Source organism: Mycobacterium sp. MAA66 (assembly GCF_041261665.1).
Lineage (GTDB): Bacteria > Actinomycetota > Actinomycetes > Mycobacteriales > Mycobacteriaceae > Mycobacterium.
The window spans coordinates 25,911-43,872 of the sequence record NZ_JBGCCC010000010.1 but is presented as its reverse complement, the minus strand read 5'-3'; the positions used below and the strand labels follow the sequence as shown (position 1 = coordinate 43,872).

18 protein-coding genes are annotated in these 17,962 nt (G+C 66.8%); 14 read left to right on the top strand and 4 right to left on the bottom strand.

Features of this window, described 5'->3' with window-relative positions:
• The first annotated feature begins 4 nt into the window (after window positions 1–4).
• The 7 genes from dnaJ to era all read left to right on the top strand — a co-directional run bounded on the left by dnaJ (window position 5) and on the right by era (window position 6,347).
• Entirely contained in the window at window positions 5–1,153 is a 1,149-nt protein-coding gene (gene dnaJ, locus ABIA30_RS22490) for a molecular chaperone DnaJ (RefSeq protein WP_370069514.1), read from the top strand.
• A gap of 9 nt (window positions 1,154–1,162) precedes the next feature.
• On the top strand, window positions 1,163–1,897 hold the full coding sequence (locus tag ABIA30_RS22485; protein WP_370069513.1) for a 16S rRNA (uracil(1498)-N(3))-methyltransferase: 735 nt from the start codon (window positions 1,163–1,165) through the stop codon (window positions 1,895–1,897).
• Between the two features lie 256 nt (window positions 1,898–2,153).
• Entirely contained in the window at window positions 2,154–2,363 is a 210-nt protein-coding gene (locus ABIA30_RS22480) for a hypothetical protein (protein WP_370069512.1), read from the top strand.
• 134 nt (window positions 2,364–2,497) lie between these two features.
• A complete protein-coding gene (locus tag ABIA30_RS22475) occupies window positions 2,498–3,568 on the top strand; it encodes a PhoH family protein (protein ID WP_370069510.1) in 1,071 nt (356 codons plus the stop codon).
• A gap of 4 nt (window positions 3,569–3,572) precedes the next feature.
• Window positions 3,573–4,109, top strand: a complete 537-nt coding sequence (gene ybeY / locus ABIA30_RS22470; protein WP_370069508.1) for an rRNA maturation RNase YbeY — start codon at window positions 3,573–3,575, stop codon at window positions 4,107–4,109.
• On the top strand, window positions 4,106–5,437 hold the full coding sequence (locus tag ABIA30_RS22465; RefSeq protein ID WP_370069506.1) for a hemolysin family protein: 1,332 nt from the start codon (window positions 4,106–4,108) through the stop codon (window positions 5,435–5,437). Before ybeY ends, ABIA30_RS22465 begins: the two co-directional genes overlap by 4 nt.
• Entirely contained in the window at window positions 5,430–6,347 is a 918-nt protein-coding gene (gene era, locus ABIA30_RS22460) for a GTPase Era (protein WP_370069504.1), read from the top strand. Before ABIA30_RS22465 ends, era begins: the two co-directional genes overlap by 8 nt.
• A gap of 3 nt (window positions 6,348–6,350) precedes the next feature.
• Here era and ABIA30_RS22455 read toward each other — a convergent pair whose 3' ends face one another.
• Entirely contained in the window at window positions 6,351–7,772 is a 1,422-nt protein-coding gene (locus tag ABIA30_RS22455) for an amidase (RefSeq protein WP_370069502.1), read from the bottom strand.
• A gap of 79 nt (window positions 7,773–7,851) precedes the next feature.
• Between ABIA30_RS22455 and recO the strand changes: the two genes are divergently transcribed.
• The 4 genes from recO to ABIA30_RS22435 are packed head-to-tail and all read left to right on the top strand — an operon-like array spanning window position 7,852 to window position 10,331.
• On the top strand, window positions 7,852–8,730 hold the full coding sequence (gene recO, locus ABIA30_RS22450; RefSeq protein WP_370069500.1) for a DNA repair protein RecO: 879 nt from the start codon (window positions 7,852–7,854) through the stop codon (window positions 8,728–8,730).
• A complete protein-coding gene (locus tag ABIA30_RS22445) occupies window positions 8,675–9,559 on the top strand; it encodes a decaprenyl diphosphate synthase (protein WP_370069498.1) in 885 nt (294 codons plus the stop codon). The genes recO and ABIA30_RS22445 overlap by 56 nt, the downstream gene beginning before the upstream one ends.
• Window positions 9,559–9,939, top strand: a complete 381-nt coding sequence (locus ABIA30_RS22440; protein WP_370069496.1) for a hypothetical protein — start codon at window positions 9,559–9,561, stop codon at window positions 9,937–9,939. Before ABIA30_RS22445 ends, ABIA30_RS22440 begins: the two co-directional genes overlap by 1 nt.
• Window positions 9,936–10,331 (top strand): NUDIX domain-containing protein, encoded by a 396-nt coding sequence (locus ABIA30_RS22435; protein WP_370069494.1) that lies wholly within the window; start codon window positions 9,936–9,938, stop codon window positions 10,329–10,331. The genes ABIA30_RS22440 and ABIA30_RS22435 overlap by 4 nt, the downstream gene beginning before the upstream one ends.
• Window positions 10,332–10,399: 68 nt before the next feature.
• On the opposite strand, the gene ABIA30_RS22430 is transcribed toward ABIA30_RS22435, so the two are convergent.
• Both ABIA30_RS22430 and ABIA30_RS22425 read right to left on the bottom strand, forming a co-directional pair.
• Complete coding sequence (locus tag ABIA30_RS22430; protein ID WP_370069492.1) at window positions 10,400–10,798, bottom strand: Fur family transcriptional regulator; 399 nt, start codon at window positions 10,796–10,798, stop codon at window positions 10,400–10,402.
• Window positions 10,795–11,154 (bottom strand): ArsR/SmtB family transcription factor, encoded by a 360-nt coding sequence (locus tag ABIA30_RS22425; RefSeq protein WP_370069490.1) that lies wholly within the window; start codon window positions 11,152–11,154, stop codon window positions 10,795–10,797. The genes ABIA30_RS22430 and ABIA30_RS22425 overlap by 4 nt, the downstream gene beginning before the upstream one ends.
• Window positions 11,155–11,334: 180 nt before the next feature.
• Between ABIA30_RS22425 and ABIA30_RS22420 the strand changes: the two genes are divergently transcribed.
• A complete protein-coding gene (locus tag ABIA30_RS22420) occupies window positions 11,335–12,717 on the top strand; it encodes a glycine--tRNA ligase (protein ID WP_370069488.1) in 1,383 nt (460 codons plus the stop codon).
• Here ABIA30_RS22420 and ABIA30_RS22415 read toward each other — a convergent pair.
• Window positions 12,714–14,684: a YgcG family protein gene (locus tag ABIA30_RS22415; RefSeq protein WP_370069486.1), complete on the bottom strand. Its 1,971-nt coding sequence runs from the start codon at window positions 14,682–14,684 to the stop codon at window positions 12,714–12,716. The two genes, ABIA30_RS22420 and ABIA30_RS22415, sit on opposite strands and share 4 nt — an antisense overlap.
• 93 nt (window positions 14,685–14,777) lie before the next feature.
• Between ABIA30_RS22415 and ABIA30_RS22410 the strand changes: the two genes are divergently transcribed.
• Entirely contained in the window at window positions 14,778–16,043 is a 1,266-nt protein-coding gene (locus ABIA30_RS22410; protein ID WP_370069484.1) for a deoxyguanosinetriphosphate triphosphohydrolase, read from the top strand.
• 4 nt (window positions 16,044–16,047) lie between these two features.
• The gene (gene dnaG / locus ABIA30_RS22405) at window positions 16,048–17,949 is read left to right on the top strand and encodes a DNA primase (protein WP_370069482.1); all 1,902 of its coding nucleotides are present in this window, start codon (window positions 16,048–16,050) and stop codon (window positions 17,947–17,949) included.
• The last annotated feature ends 13 nt before the right edge of the window (window positions 17,950–17,962 follow it).

The following is a 17,962-nucleotide window of genomic DNA, read 5'->3' as shown; positions in this document are numbered from 1 at the left end:
AGGCGTGGCACGCGATTACTATGGCCTGCTCGGCGTGAGCAAGGGCGCCAGTGACTCGGAGATCAAGAAGGCCTACCGCAGGCTGGCCCGGGAACTGCACCCCGACGTCAACCCCGACGAAGGGGCACAGACCCGCTTCGCGGAGATCAGCACGGCCTACGAGGTGCTCAGCGACCCGGAGAAGCGGCGCATCGTCGACCTCGGCGGTGACCCGCTGGAGAACAGCGGCGGCGGTGCCGGGGCGGGCGGCTTCGCCGGATTCGGCGGGCTTGGCGACGTGTTCGAGGCGTTCTTCGGCGGTGGCACCACCTCGCGCGGGCCGATCGGCCGGGTGCGTCCCGGTTCTGACTCGCTGCTGCGGATGCGCGTCGACCTGGAAGAGTGTGCGACCGGTGTGACCAAGCAGGTCACCGTCGACACCGCGATCCTGTGCGACCTGTGTCAGGGCCGGGGCACCCACGGTGACTCCAGGCCGGCGACCTGTGACACCTGCCACGGGCGGGGCGAGGTGCAGTCCGTCCAGCGCTCGTTGCTCGGCCAGGTCATGACGTCGCGGCCGTGCCCGGTGTGCGGCGGTATCGGCGAGGTGATCCCCGATCCGTGCCACCGATGCGGCGGCGACGGCAGGGTGCGGGCCCGCCGCGAGGTCAGCGTCAAGATCCCGGCCGGCGTCGGCGAGGGCATGCGGGTGCGACTCGCGGCCCAGGGCGAGGTCGGTCCCGGCGGTGGTCCGGCCGGCGACCTCTATGTCGAGGTCCATGAGCAACAACATGACATCTTCGTCCGCGACGGCGACGACCTGCACTGCACCATTTCGGTGCCGATGGTCGACGCAGCGTTGGGCACCACGGTTTCCGTGGACGCCATCTTGGACGGGCCGACCGAGATCACCATCGCGCCCGGCACTCAGCCGGGGTCGGTGGCCAGCCTGCGCGGCCGCGGCATGCCGCACCTGCGTTCAGGTGTGCGCGGCAACCTGCACGCCCACATCGACGTGGTGGTGCCGTCGCGTCTCGATGCGCGCGAGACCGAACTGCTGCGCAGTTTCAAGGAGCAGCGCGCGCGTGACGTGACGGAGGTCCGTTCCGCCCAGGCGACCGCCGGTGGTGGCGGGCTGTTCAGCCGGCTACGCGAAACCTTCAGTGGCCGCTGAGTTTTCATCGTGAGTCGGGCGTTGTTCTACGTCGACTCGCTGCCGCGGGACGGCATGACGGTGATCGTCGACGGTGACGAGGGGTTCCACGCCACCGCGGTACGACGACTGCGGGCCGGGGAAGAACTCGATATCTCCGACGGCGCGGGCTCGGTGGCGCACTGCGAGATCACCGACGTGGTGAAGGGTCGGCTGACGGCGCGGGTGATCTCCCGCCGGGACGTGCCTGCCGCGCATCCTCAGGTGACGGTGGTGCAGGCGCTGCCCAAGTCCGAACGATCGGAACTGGCAATCGAATTGGCTACCGAGGCTGGTGCCGACGCCTTCGTGGCCTGGCAGTCGGAACGTTGCGTGGCCCGCTGGGACGGCAGCACGAAGACTGAAAAGGGTTTGCGCCGCTGGGGTTCGGTGGCGCGATCGGCGGCCCGGCAGTCGCGGCGGCCGTGGGTGCCGTCGGTTTCCGGTCCGGTGTCCACCGCCGAACTGGTGGCATCGCTGACCGGTGTGGTGCTGGTGCTACACGAATCGGCGACCGTTCCGTTGGCGGAAATTCCAGTGGCTCAGGCTGATTCGGTGACCTTGATCGTGGGTCCGGAGGGCGGCATCAGTGATGCCGAGCTTGATGCGCTCACCGCTGCCGGTGCGGTCGCCGTGCGGTTGGGCCCGTCGGTGTTGCGCACCTCGACCGCGGCGGCCGTGGCGTTAGGGGCCATCGGTGTGCTGACCGGGCGTTGGCAGCTCTGACGGTTCAGGTTCGGCCGCGTAGGTACCGCTCCAGAAACTCCCGTGCGGCCCTCGCCTGCTGAATTCGGGCCCCACAGCGCATAAGTGGCGTGGTTCACACCAATTTTCAAGTGGCCCAGGGGAAGCCGCTGCGGCACCGACAGCCGGTCGTGTTGTGTTACCGGAATATTTCTCGGCGACGACGTGTTGACACTTGGTGTCTGGCCGGGCAGACGGATTTATCTCCCGGTGGCACGGAATCAAAGGGGAATCGAAAATGAAGAACATGGGTGTTGCTGCGATGTTGGCCGGCGGTGTGGTTGTCAGTGGGATGGCATTTGCTGCCCCGGCGTTCGCGAGCGTTCAGGTCAAGCCGACGTCGATGGTTGTAGCACCCACTGGCGTCGACCACCTGTCGTGGCTCGACCAGATTCACCACGGGGCCAGCGTGCCTCAGGTGGACACCAGCGTGCGGCACAGCCGCTGACCAGCATCAAACCGAGAAGGGGCGCCGGAATCGGCGCCCCTTTGTCGTGTGGCCGACGCATTGGGCGTGCCAGCCCACCGGCGGTAGACTGAGCAGCGCCAATCCAACCCCAGGAAGCAGGCAGCGAACAGCACGTGACCCCCCGCGAGACGAACGCAGCGCCGTTGCGCGCCGCTGCGCCCGATGCACCCGGTTCTTCGGTCCGAAGCAGCATTGAAGTTCCGCCTGACCTGGTGGTCGGCCTGCTCGGGTCAGCCGACGAGAATCTGCGTGCGCTCGAAGCCCTGCTGAGCGCCGATATCCATGTCCGCGGCAACGCGGTGTCGCTGGCCGGCACGCCGGCCGACGTGGCACTGGCGGAGCGAGCCATCGGTGAGCTGCTCGCGATCGTCGGCGCTGGCCAGTCGCTCACCCCGGATGCCATCCGCCGCAGCGTGGGCATGCTCACCGGGCCCGTTGCGCAGTCGCCGGCCGAGGTGCTGAGCCTGGACATCCTGTCGCGGCGCGGCAAGACCATTCGGCCCAAGACGCTCAACCAGAAGCGGTACGTCGACGCGATCGACGAACACACCATCGTGTTCGGCATCGGCCCGGCCGGCACCGGCAAGACCTATCTGGCAATGGCCAAGGCGGTCAACGCATTACAGACCAAACAGGTCAGCCGGATCATCCTGACCCGACCGGCGGTCGAGGCCGGAGAACGGTTGGGCTTCCTGCCGGGCACGCTCAACGAGAAAATCGATCCGTATCTGCGGCCCCTCTACGACGCGCTGCACGACATGATGGACGCCGAGATGATCCCCAAGCTGATGGCGGCCGGGGTGATCGAGGTTGCGCCGCTGGCTTTCATGCGGGGCAGGACGTTGAACGACGCTTTTGTCATCCTCGACGAAGCGCAGAACACCACGGCCGAACAGATGAAGATGTTCCTGACCCGCTTGGGTTTTGGGACCAAGATCGTCGTCACCGGCGACGCCACCCAGGTCGACCTGCCCGGAGGGGCGCGGTCGGGACTGCGGGCCGCCATCGAGGTGCTCGAGGGCATCGAGGACATTCACATCGCCGAACTCACCAGTGCAGATGTGGTGCGTCACAAGCTGGTTTCAGAGATCGTCGATGCCTATGAAGCCGCCGAGGCCAAACTTGGCGAGCATGGTTTGGCCAACCGCTCGCATCGTCGCGCAACCGGCCGGACGAGGCGGTGACCGGGTGAGCATCGAGGTATCCAACGAGTCGGGCGTCGAGGTTTCCGAGGACGAGCTGATCAGCGTGGCGCGGTTCGTCATCGCCAAGATGGACGTGAACCCGGCTGCCGAACTGTCGATGGTGTTGTTGGACACCGCGGCCATGGCCGACCTGCACATGCGGTGGATGGACCTGCCCGGTCCCACAGATGTGATGAGCTTCCCGATGGACGAATTGGAGCCCGGCGGACGGCCGGATGCTCCGGATCCGGGGCCATCGATGCTCGGTGACATCGTGCTGTGCCCGGAATTCGCCGCCAAACAGGCTGAGACAGCCGGACATTCATTGGGCCACGAGCTGGCGCTGCTGACCGTGCACGGGGTGCTGCACCTGTTGGGCTACGACCACGCCGAGCCCGACGAGGAGAAAGAGATGTTCGCCCTGCAGCGTCAACTACTCGAAGAGTGGGTGGCCGATCAGGTGCAGGCATATCACCAGGACCGGCAGAGCGAGAAAGATCGTCGGCTGCTGGACAAGTCGCGGTACTTCGACGAGTCGTGACCGGACTGACGCCGCTGATCGGCGCCCTTGCACTGATCGGCCTCGGCGGATTGCTCGCAGCGATCGACGCCGCCATCAGCACGGTGTCCATTGCCCGTGTCGATGAACTGGTACGCGACGAGCGCCCGGGTGCGGTGCGGCTGGCCCGGGTCATCCATGAACGCCCCCGGTACGTCAATCTGGTTGTGCTGCTTCGTATCGCCTGCGAGACGGCGGCCACGGTGCTGCTGGTCGACTACCTCGACGGGCTGCTGAGCCGAGGCTGGGCGCTGCTGGCCGCGGCCGCGACCATGGTGGTGGTCAGCTTCGTGGCCATCGGCGTCGGGCCGCGAACCATTGGGCGGCAGAACGCCTATTCCATCTCGCTCTTGGCAGCGCTTCCGCTGCAGGCGATTTCGGTCCTGCTGACGCCGATCAGCCGTCTGCTGGTGCTGATCGGTAACGCACTGACCCCAGGTCGTGGTTTCCGCAACGGCCCGTTCGCCTCGGAAATCGAGCTGTTGGAGGTCGTCGACCTGGCCCAGCAGCGCGGCGTGGTGGCCGACGACGAGCGTCGGATGATCAAGTCGGTGTTCGAACTCGGTGACACCCCGGCCCGCGAGGTGATGGTGCCGCGCACCGAGATGGTGTGGATCGAGGACGACAAGACCGCCGGGCAGGCGACGTCGCTGGCGGTGCGCAGCGGCTACTCCCGGATCCCGGTGATCGGCGAGAACGTCGATGACGTGCTCGGCGTGGTCTACCTCAAAGACCTTGTGCAGCAGACCTATTACTCCAGCAATGACGGACGCAGCGGCAAGGTCACCGAGATGATGCGGCCTGCGGTGTTCATGCCGGACTCCAAGCCTCTCGACGCCCTGCTCAGCGAGATGCAGCGCACTCACAATCACATGGCGCTGCTGGTCGATGAATACGGCGCGATCGCCGGGCTGGTGACCATCGAAGACGTGCTGGAGGAGATCGTCGGGGAGATCGCCGACGAGTACGACACCGATGAGGTGCTGCCGATCGAGGAATTGGGCGACCACCGCTATCGGGTGTCGACGCGGTTGCCGTTGGAGGACTTGGCCGAGTTGTACGACCTGGAGCTCGACGACGACCTGGACATGGACACCGTCGGTGGCCTGATCGCCCATCAACTCGGCCGGGTTCCATTGCCCGGGGCCGAGATACAGGTGTCCTTCCCGTCGCTTCATTCGCCCGATCCGGTGACTCTGCGCCTGCGCGCCGAGGGCGGCCGGGACAACCGTGGCCGGATCCGCATCGGGACTGCACTGGTGACACCGATCGAGCCGCCGGCCGAAACTGAAGGGGACGACGATGAGTGAGCCCGAATTCCATTCCGGCTTTGTGTGTTTGGTGGGCCGGCCCAATACCGGCAAGTCCACCTTGACCAATGCGCTGGTCGGTTCCAAGGTGGCCATCACCTCGAACCGGCCGCAAACCACCCGGCACACCATCCGCGGCATCGTGCACCGTGAAGAGTTTCAGATCATCCTGGTCGACACTCCCGGTCTGCACCGCCCGCGCACATTGCTCGGACAGCGGCTCAACGAACTGGTCAAGGACACCTACTCCGAGGTCGACGTCATCTGCTTGTGCATTCCGGCTGACGAGAACATCGGCCCGGGTGACCGGTGGATCTATCAGCAGATCCGCACTGTCGCACCGAGAACCACGCTGCTGGTGGTGGTCACCAAGACCGACAAGGTCCCGCGGGATCGAGTGGCCGCGCAACTGCTGGCGGTCACCGAGCTCACCGGCGACACTGCCGAGATCGTTCCGGTGTCAGCGGTCAAGGGGGAGCAGGTCGACGTGCTGATCGACGTGCTGGCCGGAAAACTGCCGCCCGGCCCGGCGTTCTACCCGGACGGTGAATTGACCGATGAGCCCGAAGAAGTGCTGATGGCGGAGTTCATCCGCGAAGCCGCGCTGGAAGGTGTGCGCGACGAATTGCCGCACTCGTTGGCCGTGGTGATCGACGAGATCAGCGACCGAGAGGGCCGCACCCCCGAGCAGGGTGAGATGGTCGACGTGCACGCCATCATCTACGTCGAACGCGACAGCCAGAAGGGCATCGTGATCGGCAAGGGTGGGTCGCGACTGCGCGAGGTCGGCACGTCCGCGCGGACGCAGATCGAGAAGCTGCTGGGCACCAAGGTGTACCTGGACCTGCGGGTCAAGATCGCCAAGAACTGGCAGCGTGACCCCAAACAGCTTGGCAAACTGGGCTTTTGACGCCTACTTCCACCAGCGGGCGGGTTGCTTGCCGGCCCAGCCACCGATGGCTTCCAGGCTGGCCGCCAACGAGATCAACAGTGGCTCGCTGCCCTCGGGGCCCATCAGCTGCACACCGATCGGCAGACCGTCCGAGGTGAATCCGGCCGGGATGTTGATCGAAGGCCAGCCCAACGCATTCCACGGCCAGCACACCGGGCAGGCTTCGATGATGGCGCGATCAGTGGCGGTGGGGCTCAGGCCGTCGAACGCATAGAGCCGGGGCGGCGGCAATGCGGTGGTGGGGGCGAGCACTACGTCAGCCAGGTTGAAGATCCAACCCACCCGACGCGCACTGTCGGCCTCGCGCCGGCGCGCATCGCGTAATGCGTTCTGGGACAACAACCATCCGGTACGCATATTGCTCGCGGTGCGTTTGTCCAAGGTGACGCCTGGTCCGAGCCGCGAACGCCACTGCGCGATGCCGGCGGTGGAGCGGGCCAGGAAGTCCCACGACAGTCGCACCCCGTAGTTCGGATCGGCCGGCTGGACGGTGTGCCCGAGTTCTTCGAGTTGTTCTGCAACGGTCTTCAGCGCCGCGTCGATTTCCGGATGCAACCGGGCCCGGAAGAGGGTGAACGGGAACTTGGTGGACAGCGCAATTCGCAGCGGGCCCGTCGCTTCCCCTACCGCCTCCGCGGCGTTGATCGGCGGTGGTTTGTGCAGGTCACCGTCGACATTGCCGGACACCGCGTCGAGCAGCAGTGCCGCGTCGGCGACGGTGCGGGCCAGTACCCCGTTGACGGTGATGCCGTTGAACGCCTCGGGCAGCGGCCAGGTCGAGATGCGTCCGCGCTGTGGCTTGATGCCCACCAGGTGGGTCCAGGCCGCCGGGATCCGTACGCTGCCGGCGCCGTCGGACCCGATGGCGCCGGCGACCAGTCCGGCCGCCACCGCCGCGGCGCTGCCGCCCGATGAACCTCCCGGGGTGTGGTTGGCAGACCACGGATTTCGGGTGTGGCCGAAGCCGGGGCCGCTGGTGAACGGCCATTGACCGAGCTCGCAGGTGTTGGTCTTGCCGACGATGACCGCCCCGGCCGCCCGCAGCCGCCGCACCACCTCGGAGTCCTCAGCGGCCGGCCGAACCGGTCCGCATGTGCCGAAGCGCGTGGGCACCCCGGCGACATCGACGTCATCTTTGATCGCGATCGGCGCGCCCAGGAGTGGAAGTTGTTGTCCGGCAGCGAGTTTGCGGTCCGCCTCGTCTGCGTCGGCAAGTGCGCGTTCGGTGAAGACCACCCGGAACGCATTCAGCTTGGATTGGCTGGCGGCGATGGCGTCGAGCGACTGTTGGGTGAGCTGCCGAGATGTCGTGGCGCCGCTGGCGAGCCGGTACAGCTGCTGAGTCAAGGTGAGGAACCGGGGCGTGGGGGTTTGCTCGACCATGGCGATATAGAGGATAGATCGGAGGGATTCCCGGCGTTGCCTAACCGGGGTTGTCGGCCGGTGATGTGACAATGATGAGATGCGGTTGTACCGAGATCGAGCGGTTGTGCTGCGCCAGCACAAGCTCGGCGAGGCCGACCGGATCGTAACCCTGCTGACTCGCGAGAACGGGTTGGTGCGGGCGGTGGCCAAGGGTGTGCGGCGTACCCGCAGCAAGTTCGGCTCCCGGCTGGAGCCGTTCGCCCACATCGACGTGCAGCTGCATCCCGGCCGCAACCTGGACATCGTCACCCAGGTGCAGGCCATCGATGCGTTCGCCGTCGACATCGTCAGTGACTACGGCCGTTACACCTGCGGATGCGCCATCCTGGAAACCGCTGAACGACTGGCCGGTGAGGAACGTAACCCGGTACCTGCGCTGCACCGGCTCACCATCGGGGCGCTGCGGGCAGTGGCCGACGGCACCCGCCCCCGGGAACTGGTACTCGACGCATATCTGCTGCGCGCCATGGGGATCGCCGGATGGGCGCCGGCGATCACCGAATGCGCCCGCTGCGCCGCGCCCGGTCCGCACCGGGCGTTCCATGTGGCTGCCGGCGGCAGCGTGTGCGTGCACTGCCGGCCGTCCGGCTCGGCCACTCCGCCACAGGCCGTACTCGACCTGATGGCAGCCCTGCACGACGGGGACTGGGAGTTCGCGCAGGCCTCATCGACGTCTCACCGCAGCCAGGCCAGCGGTCTGGTGGCCGCGCATCTGCAGTGGCACCTGGAGCGTCGGCTGCGGACGTTGCCGCTGGTCGAGCGGGGCGATGAGCGCTTGCGCGAAGAGCAGACAGCGCGTCATCGGACGGATAACGCAGTCGCCAGCCAGCGCGCGACGGTGTTCAGGCAGGATATTGCCCATGGCACTCAACCGGGCGCGCAAGATCAGCTACCCACAGCTGCCTCCAGCGCCTGACGACTACCCGGTGTTCCCTGACACCTCGACCTGGCCGGTGGTCTTTCCGGAACTCCCACCGAACAGCAACGGCCGCTTCGCCCGGCCGCCGCAGCATCCGTCCAAGGCCGCTGCCCCGCATATCCCGGCCGGCCAGGTGCCCAACCACGTCGCGGTCGTCATGGACGGCAACGGACGCTGGGCCACTCAGCGCGGGCTCGGGCGGACCGAAGGCCACAAGATGGGTGAGGCGGTGCTGATCGACATCACCTGCGGTGCCATCGAACTGGGTATCAAGCATCTGTCGGTGTACGCGTTCTCCACCGAGAACTGGAAGCGCAGTACCGAGGAGGTGCGCTTCCTCATGGGCTTCAACCGTGAGGTGGTGCGTCGGCGCCGGGAGAATCTCAACGCGATGGGCGTCAACATGCGCTGGGTCGGGTCGCGGCCACGTATGTGGAGCAGCGTCATCAAGGAGTTCGACATCGCCGAGCAGATGACGGTCGGCAACGACGTCATCACGGTCAACTACTGCGTGAACTACGGCGGGCGCACCGAGATCGTCGAGGCGGCAAGGCAACTCGCCGAAGAAGCGGTCGACGGCAAGATCAACCCGAACCGGATCACCGAGGCATCCTTGGCCAAGCACCTGCACCGCGCCGACATCCCCGATGTCGACCTGTTCATCAGGACATCGGGCGAGCAGCGGGCCAGCAATTTCATGCTCTGGCAGGCCGCATACGCCGAATACGTGTTCCAGGACAAGCTTTGGCCGGACTACGACCGCCGGGATCTGTGGGCGGCGTGCGAGGAATACGTCAACCGGAACAGAAGGTTTGGACGCGCCTGATGGAGTTACAGCGTTTGGCCGCGGTGCTCGGCGAGGTGATGACCGTCGTCGAAGACGACGACGCGCTGACCGTCACGCACGGCGGGACGGTGGCGTCCCTGCGGGTGGTGGATATCGCCGACGGCCTGCAGATGGTCTCGCTGACCCAGCCGCTGGCCTGGGATCTCAAGCTGGACAACAGCATTCGTGACCGGGTGATCGAACACGCCGGTTGCACCATGCTGGGCACCGTGGTGCTGGCGGAGCGGTCGGCAGGCAAGGCCGACGTGATGTTGCGGTACAACTTCCCGGCCGCCGGACTCGCCGATGCCCCGTTGCAGACGCTGATCATGCTGGTGTTGTCCATGGGCCTAGATGTGCGGGCTGACCTGACGTCGTGACCGTCATCCGGATCGTGGCGGCCGTGGTGCTCGATGACGCCGGTCGACTGCTGGTGGTGCGCAAGCGCGGGACGACGGCGTTCATGCAGCCCGGCGGCAAGATCGAGCCAGGGGAGTCGCCGGCGGATGCGCTCGCTCGCGAGGTTCGTGAAGAACTCGGTGTCGACGTCGTGGCGCCTCGCTGGCTCGGGCGGCACAGTGCGGTGGCGGCCAACGAACCGGGCCACACCGTGGACGCCGAACTGTTCGTGGCTCACATCGACGGCATGCCGCAGGCGGCCGCTGAGATCGCCGAGATGCGATGGATTGATCCGGGTGCGCCCGGGAGTATCGAGCTGGCGCCGTTGACTGCTGATGCGGTGTTGGATTGGGTCTGTAAGCGAAAGCTCTGACATGGCAACGCGGGAGTGCGCGGTCAGTGTCGCGATCTGCGCGCATTCCCGGTGCTCCGGCGTCGGCGTCAGCCGACCTTGCCGCAGCCCCCACACACACCGAAGATCTCGATGGTGTGACTGACGTCGGTAAAGCCGTGGGATGCAGCGATTTCCGTGGCCCAGGCTTCGACCTCGGGGCCCGCGACCTCCACGGTGGCGCCGCAGTGGCGGCACACCAGATGGTGGTGATGATGCTGCTCGGAGCACCGCCGGTAGAGAGATTCGCCGGTATCGGTACGCAGGCTGTCGACCTGACCGGCGGCGGCCATCGACTGCAGCGTCCGGTAGACGGTGGTCAGGCCGATGCCCTCGCCGCGGCGGCGCAGTTCGTCGTGCAACTCCTGGGCCGAGCGGAATTCGGTGATGGTGTCCAGCAGTGCGGCGATCGCGGTGCGCTGTTTGGTGGACCGGATGACGCCCGTCATCGGTGCCCCTCGCCGGCGTGCGCGACCGCGGCAACGACGATCTCCGTGAGATGGTCATCGACCAGGCGGTAGTGCACTTCGCGGCCGGTCCGCTCGCCGACCACCACCCCGGCGGCCTTGAGGATTCGCAGGTGCTGGCTGACCAATGGTTGCGGCAGCTCGAGTGCGTCGACGAGTTCGTGTACGCAGCAGGCGGATTCGCGGAGCTGCAGCACAATGGCGATGCGCACCGGGGCGGCCAGGGCGCGTAACAGATCGCCGGCCGCGTCCAGGGTTTCGCGAAGCGGAACCGGCGGGAAGGCGACGTCGCGATGTTGATGGCCGGACTCGTCGTGGGTGGCGGCGGCGGTGTGCACTCACGTATCCTTCCACGTTATTGGAAACTATTTTCAATTAGCTTTCCATGCATGGTTGCGCATGTCAAAGGTTCGGTATTCCCGCGTAGTCGGTCGGAGCGGACGCGAAGTTCCTCACCGAATGCCGCGCCATTACGCTGTTCGGGTTGCATCCCACCTGACACAGGAGTGCTCGACATCGTGGCGTCCATCATCGACACCGTTGCCAACCTGGCCAAACGCCGTGGTCTGGTCTTCCAGTCCGGCGAAATCTACGGCGGCACCAAGTCGGCGTGGGACTACGGGCCATTGGGTGTCGAGCTCAAGGAGAACATCAAGCGCCAGTGGTGGCGGTCCGTCATCACCAGCCGGGACGATGTCGTCGGCCTGGACAGCGCGATCATCCTGCCGCGCCAGGTGTGGGTGGCCTCCGGCCACGTCGCGGTGTTCAACGACCCGCTGGTCGAGTGCCTGAACTGTCACAAGCGGCATCGCCAGGACCACCTGCAGGAGGCCGTCGCGCTGAAGAAGGGCGGCAACCCTGACGACGTGCCGATGAGCGAGATCGTCTGCCCGGACTGTGGCACCAAGGGGCAGTGGACCGAGCCGCGTGACTTCAACATGATGCTCAAGACCTACCTCGGCCCGATCGAGTCCGAAGAGGGTCTGCACTTCCTGCGCCCGGAGACCGCGCAGGGCATCTTCGTGAACTTCGCCAACGTGGTCACCACTGCGCGCAAGAAGCCGCCATTCGGCATCGGCCAGATCGGCAAGAGCTTCCGTAACGAGATCACCCCTGGCAACTTCATCTTCCGCACCCGCGAGTTCGAACAGATGGAGATGGAGTTCTTCGTCGAGCCGTCGACTGCGCCGGAGTGGCACAAGTACTGGATCGACACCCGGCTGCAGTGGTACATCGACCTGGGCATCAACCCGGAGAACCTGCGGCTGTACGAGCACCCGTTGGAGAAGTTGTCGCACTACAGCGCCGGCACCACCGATATCGAGTACAAGTTCGGCTTCGCCGGCAACCCGTGGGGTGAGCTGGAGGGCATCGCCAACCGCACCAACTTCGACTTGTCCACGCACTCAGAGCATTCCGGCGTCGACCTGTCGTTCTACGACCAGGGCACCGACACCCGCTATGTGCCGTACGTGATCGAGCCGGCAGCCGGCCTGACCCGTTCGCTGATGGCGTTCCTGGTCGACTCGTACCACGAAGACGAGGCACCCAACGCCAAGGGCGGCGTGGACAAGCGCACTGTGCTCAAGCTCGACCCGCGATTGGCTCCGGTCAAGGCCGCTGTGTTGCCGCTGTCGCGCAACGCCGACCTGTCGCCGAAGGCCCGGGACTTGGCTGCCGAACTGCGGCAGTCGTGGAACGTCGAGTTCGACGACGCCGGCGCAATCGGCCGCCGCTACCGTCGCCAGGACGAGATCGGTACGCCGTACTGCATCACCGTGGACTTCGACTCCTTGGAAGACCACGCGGTGACCATCCGGGAACGTGACGCGATGACGCAGGAGCGGGTCGCCATCGACGCGGTCAGCGATTACCTCGCGGTCCGCCTCAAGGGCTGTTAGAACCGGCCGCCGCCGCCGGAGAATCCGTCACCGGATCCGCTGGAACGACCCGACCCGCCGTATGACGTCGGGCCCCCGCGGCCGCCGTACCCGCCGCGCCGGCCTTCGCGCATGGCTCCGGACAGGATGCCGCCGATGATGATGCCGCCCAACTCCGCGCCGGTGCCGGACCCGGTGTTGCCGACGTGGGTGCGCTGCGCGGCACGCACATCCTCGTCGGCCTGCGACTGGGCCCGCGCGGCCAGATCAGCAGCCGCGTTGGCGTGGCCGATGGCGCCGGGCACATCGGTGGCAACCGCAGCCTGGGCCGCATCGAGATGGCGCCGGGCCTCGGCCAGCCGCGTGCGGGCCTCGGGCCCGACGCTGCCGCGTCGGGTGTCGATGAAGTCGGACACCCCGCGGACCCGAGACTGGGCGACCATCAACGCCTGGTCGTAGGACTGGCGTAGGCGCTTGGCCGCGGCCGTCTCCTCGGCAATGGTCGCGAGCAGTTTGTCCAGGGCGGCGTCAGCGGCGGAGAGTCCGGTGAAGGCGCCCAGCGGATCGGCGGCGCCGGAAGCCTGGGCCGACGAAACCGCTTGTACCGCAACGTCACGCGCCGCGGTCAGCTCCGGAGTGTGGGGGCCGGCGGGAACTTGGGCGGCGGCGTCGATGCCGCCGCGGATATCGGCTATTGCCGCGGGCAACGTGGCCACCGCGTGATTGATGTCCGACGCCGCGCTGGAAACGGCGTCCAGCATCTGCTGGGCCTGGCCGAGCGCCAACTCGGCGGCTCGGATCGAATCGACCAAGCCGGCCTGGCTGTCGGCCGGCTTGCTGACCAGTGTCCGTGCCGCGGCGATGTTCTGGTCGGCGAACGCCAGCCGTTCCTTGGCGGCGTCCACGTTGCCGGCCACCGATGCCAGCGCCGTCTCGGTGAACTGGCCGTGTAGCCCGGCCAAGGTCTGCTGCGACGGGTCGATCCGGGCCGTCAACGCGACCATCTGCTGGGTCAGTGAGTCGAGTCGGGTCGGGGCATTGATCACCAGGTCGCGGAGTTGGTGGAACGCCGCCCGCTGGTTTTCCAGCTCCTTGTCGGCACGACCGGCGGACACCACCACCTGGGTCAACAGGTCGCGACGCTGTTGCGGGGTTTCGGGTATGGCGTCATCAAGGGTCTGTCGGACGGTGAATGCCTGCGCCATCGCGGCTTTCGCGTCGCGTACCGCGGCGCTGAACGGCGCGGTGTCGTGTTCGCCGAACTCGCCCACGGCCAGGGCGAGTTCGTTGTCGCTGGTGCGTACGGCGTTGTCGACCTCGACCACGATCGACTTGGACAGGTCCTCCAAGGTGTCCAACGGCATGGCGGCGAGTGCATCGGCATCAGTGACGTCGACCTGACGGGCCGCGGCCAGTTCGGCGGCGCGGCGCTGGCGTCGACGTCGTCGGGTCCACCAGATCAGGCCGACCAACGCGACGCCGATGGCGGCCAATGCGCCGATCAGTCCCGCCCAATTGATGGTGGAGCCAGGCGAGCGCAGGCCCTCGGCCGCAGCGACCGCCGCACCGGCCCAGTCGCCGTCGTGCAGTTTGGGTTCGACGACGTTGCGACGCAACCGATCCACATCGACGCCCGTGGCGGATGCGGTCGGTACCAGTAAGGCATAGCCCCGGTCCTTGGTGGCGACCGCGAGGATGGCATCACTCTCACCCAGATCGCTTCTGTGCCAGGTGCTTTGCGCCCACTGCCGGCCGTCGGACCCGGAGAAGGTGTCGACGTAGACCACCCACAGCCGGAGGTGCCGCTGCCTGTACAACTGCTCGACAGCCTGGTTCACCTCGGCGCGTTGTGCGGGATTCAAGGCACCGGAGGTGTCGGTCACGTAATCGGCCAACCTCATCGGAGGTGCGGCCGCCGCAATGGGCGTCAACAGTGTTCCGGCCAACAGAACCGACATCGCCAGCCAGAGCAGTCGCACCACGCGCATGCCCGCCAATGTAGTGACTGGCAGTGCGCTGTGTGGCCGTTGTCGCAGTGCCGCCGAACGGATGCGGCCGGGCGGCTGGCAGACTGTCCGGCGGTGGGCACCGCAGACGACTACAGCGACTTCGACCGGCAACGGCTGGTCGAAGAGGGACCCAAGGTCGCCGCACTGCCCGGCACCGATACCGAATACCGCACCGACTTCTCCCGGGATCGGGCGCGCGTCCTGCACAGCGCGGCACTGCGGCGACTCGCCGACAAAACCCAGGTGGTCGGCCCGCGTCATGGCGACAATCCGCGCACCCGGCTGACCCACTCGCTGGAGGTTGCGCAGATCGGCCGTGGCATGGCGATCGGGCTGGGCTGCGATCCGGACCTGGTCGACCTGGCCGGCCTGGCGCACGACATCGGTCATCCGCCATACGGCCACAACGGCGAACGCGCGCTCAACCAGATCGCCGAGGCCTTCGGCGGCTTCGAGGGCAATGCCCAGAACTTTCGGATCCTGACCCGCCTTGAGCCCAAAGCTCTTGACGCCCAAGGCCGCTCGGTTGGGCTGAACCTGACCCGGGCCGCGTTGGATGCAGTGATCAAATACCCGTGGCAGCGCGGTGACCGCAAGAAGTTCGGCTTCTACGAAGACGACATGGTGGCCGCGCAGTGGATGCGAGCCGGTGCCCCGGCCGAGCGGTTGTGCCTGGAGGCGCAGGTGATGGACTGGGCGGACGATGTGGCCTATTCGGTCCACGACGTCGAGGACGGGGTGATCTCGGGGCGCATCGACCTGCGGGTGCTCGCCGATCCCGATGCCGCCGCGACGTTGGCCGGTCTGGGCGCGGGCTCCTATCCGACGGTGACGCACGACGAGATGCTGGGCGCCGCCGAGCGGCTGTCCCAGATACCCGTGGTGGCCGCGGTCGGCAAATACGATGGCACGGTGGCGTCTTCGGTGGCGCTCAAGCGGCTCACCAGCGAACTGGTCGGGCGCTTCGCCAATGCGGCGATCATCGAGACCCGGACGCGCTACGGCCGCGGACCGCTGCGCCGCTTCGACGCCAGCCTGGCCGTGCCGACGCTGGTACGCGCCGAAGTGGCGGTGCTCAAGATGCTGGCGCTGCAGTTCATCATGTCCGACCACCGTCACCTGCAGATCCAGGCCGATCAACGCACCCGTGTCGAGGAGGTCGCACTGGCGTTGTGGGGCCAGGCCCCGGCCAGCCTGGACCCACAGTTCGCAGCCGAGTTCGTGATGGCCGCCGACGATGGCGCCCGGTTGCGCGTCGTGCTCGACCAGATCGCGTCGTACACCGAGACCCGGCTGGAACGCGTGCACGAGGCGCGCTCACCGCGGCCACTAGACTGATCCGATGCCGCAGGGCCGCATCTCCGACCGTGACATCGCGGCAATTCGTGAACGCACTCGAATCGAAGACGTCATTGGTGAGTACGTCCAGCTCAAGCGCGCGGGCGCCGATTCGCTGAAGGGGCTGTGCCCGTTCCACGACGAGAAGTCGCCGTCGTTCAACGTCCGGCCGAACCATGGCCAGTACCACTGTTTCGGCTGCGGCGAAGGCGGCGACGTCTACGCGTTCGTGCAGAAGATCGAGCACGTCACCTTCGTCGAAGCGGTCGAACTGCTGGCGGACAAGATCGGCCACACCATCACCTATTCAGGGGCGGCCGCCACCCACGTGCAGCGCGACCGCGGCAGCCGCAGCCGGCTGCTGGCCGCCAACATCGCCGCGCAGGAGTTTTACGCCGAGGCGTTGCGCTCGCCGGAGGCCGCTGCGGCCCGGCAGTATCTGCTCGACCGTAACTTCGACGAAGAGGCGGCGCGTCGCTTCGGCTGTGGCTTCGCCCCAGCGGGCTGGGACACTCTGACAAAGCATCTGCTGCGCAAGGGTTTCGAATTCAAGGAGTTAGAGGCGGCCGGGCTGTCCCGAGAGGGCCGGAAGGGCCCGATGGACCGGTTCCACCGTCGGCTGCTGTGGCCGATCCGTGGTTCCGGCGGCGAGGTGATCGGCTTCGGCGCCCGCCGGTTGTTCGACGACGACCACATGGAAGCCAAGTACGTCAACACCCCGGAAACGGTGCTGTACAAGAAGTCTCACGTGCTCTTCGGGCTTGATCTGGCCAAGCGGGACATCGCCAAGGGGCACCAGGCCGTGGTTGTCGAGGGCTACACCGATGTCATGGCGATGCATCTGGCCGGGGTGACGACGGCGGTGGCGTCGTGCGGTACGGCGTTCGGCGATGAGCACCTGTCGATGCTGCGCCGCCTGATGCTCGACGACAATTTTTTCCGCGGTGAGTTGATCTACGTCTTCGACGGCGACGCCGCCGGGCGTGCCGCTGCGGTGAAAGCCTTTGAGGGCGAACAGAATCTTTCGGGGCAGTCGTTCGTCGCGGTGGCCGCCGACGGGATGGACCCGTGCGATCTGCGGCTGAAATCTGGTGACAGTGTGCTGCGCGATCTGGTGGCCAGGCGAACTCCGTTGTTCGAGTTCGTGATTCGCACCGCGCTGGAGGACTATGACCTGGACAGTGCAGAGGGACGGGTGACCGCACTTCGGCGCTGCGTGCCGATGGTGGCCAAGATCAAGGACTCCACCCTGCGCGATGAATACGCTCGTCAGCTGGCCGGCTGGGTGGGTTGGGACGATGTGGCCCAAGTCATTTCCCGGGTGCGAGAGACAGCGAAGGCAGGGCCGGGTCCGTCGCGTCGTAAGGCGGCCAGCACGGTCTCGGTTGCGGCTACCACCGGCGCCACGGCGACGGTGCGGCCGAATCCGCGGGACCCGACGCTGTGGCCGCAGCGTGAGGCACTCAAGTCGGCCTTGCAATATCCGGGGCTGGCCGGCCCGGTGTTCGACTCGCTGCCGGTGGAGAGTTTCACGCATCCGAGCTATGCAGCGGTGCGCGAGGCCATCACGACCGCGGGCGGTACGTCGCTGGGCCTGTCCGGTGCCGAGTGGATCGGAGCGGTGCAGACCGCGGGCCAGGCGGCCGCCAACCTGACCAGCGAGCTCGCGGTCGAGGGCTTCCGGGTCGATGACGACGACCAACTGCCGCGCTACGTGTCCAGTGTGCTGGCCAGGCTGCAAGAGGTGTGGGTGGGCCGCCAGATCGCCGAGGTGAAATCCAAGCTGCAGCGGATGTCGCCGGTGGACCACGCCGACGAGTACCACGCGCTGTTCGGTGACCTGGTCGCCATGGAGCAATACCGGCGCAGTCTGTTGGAGCAGGCCAGCGGCGACGACCTCACCTGACCGCTTGCCCAGA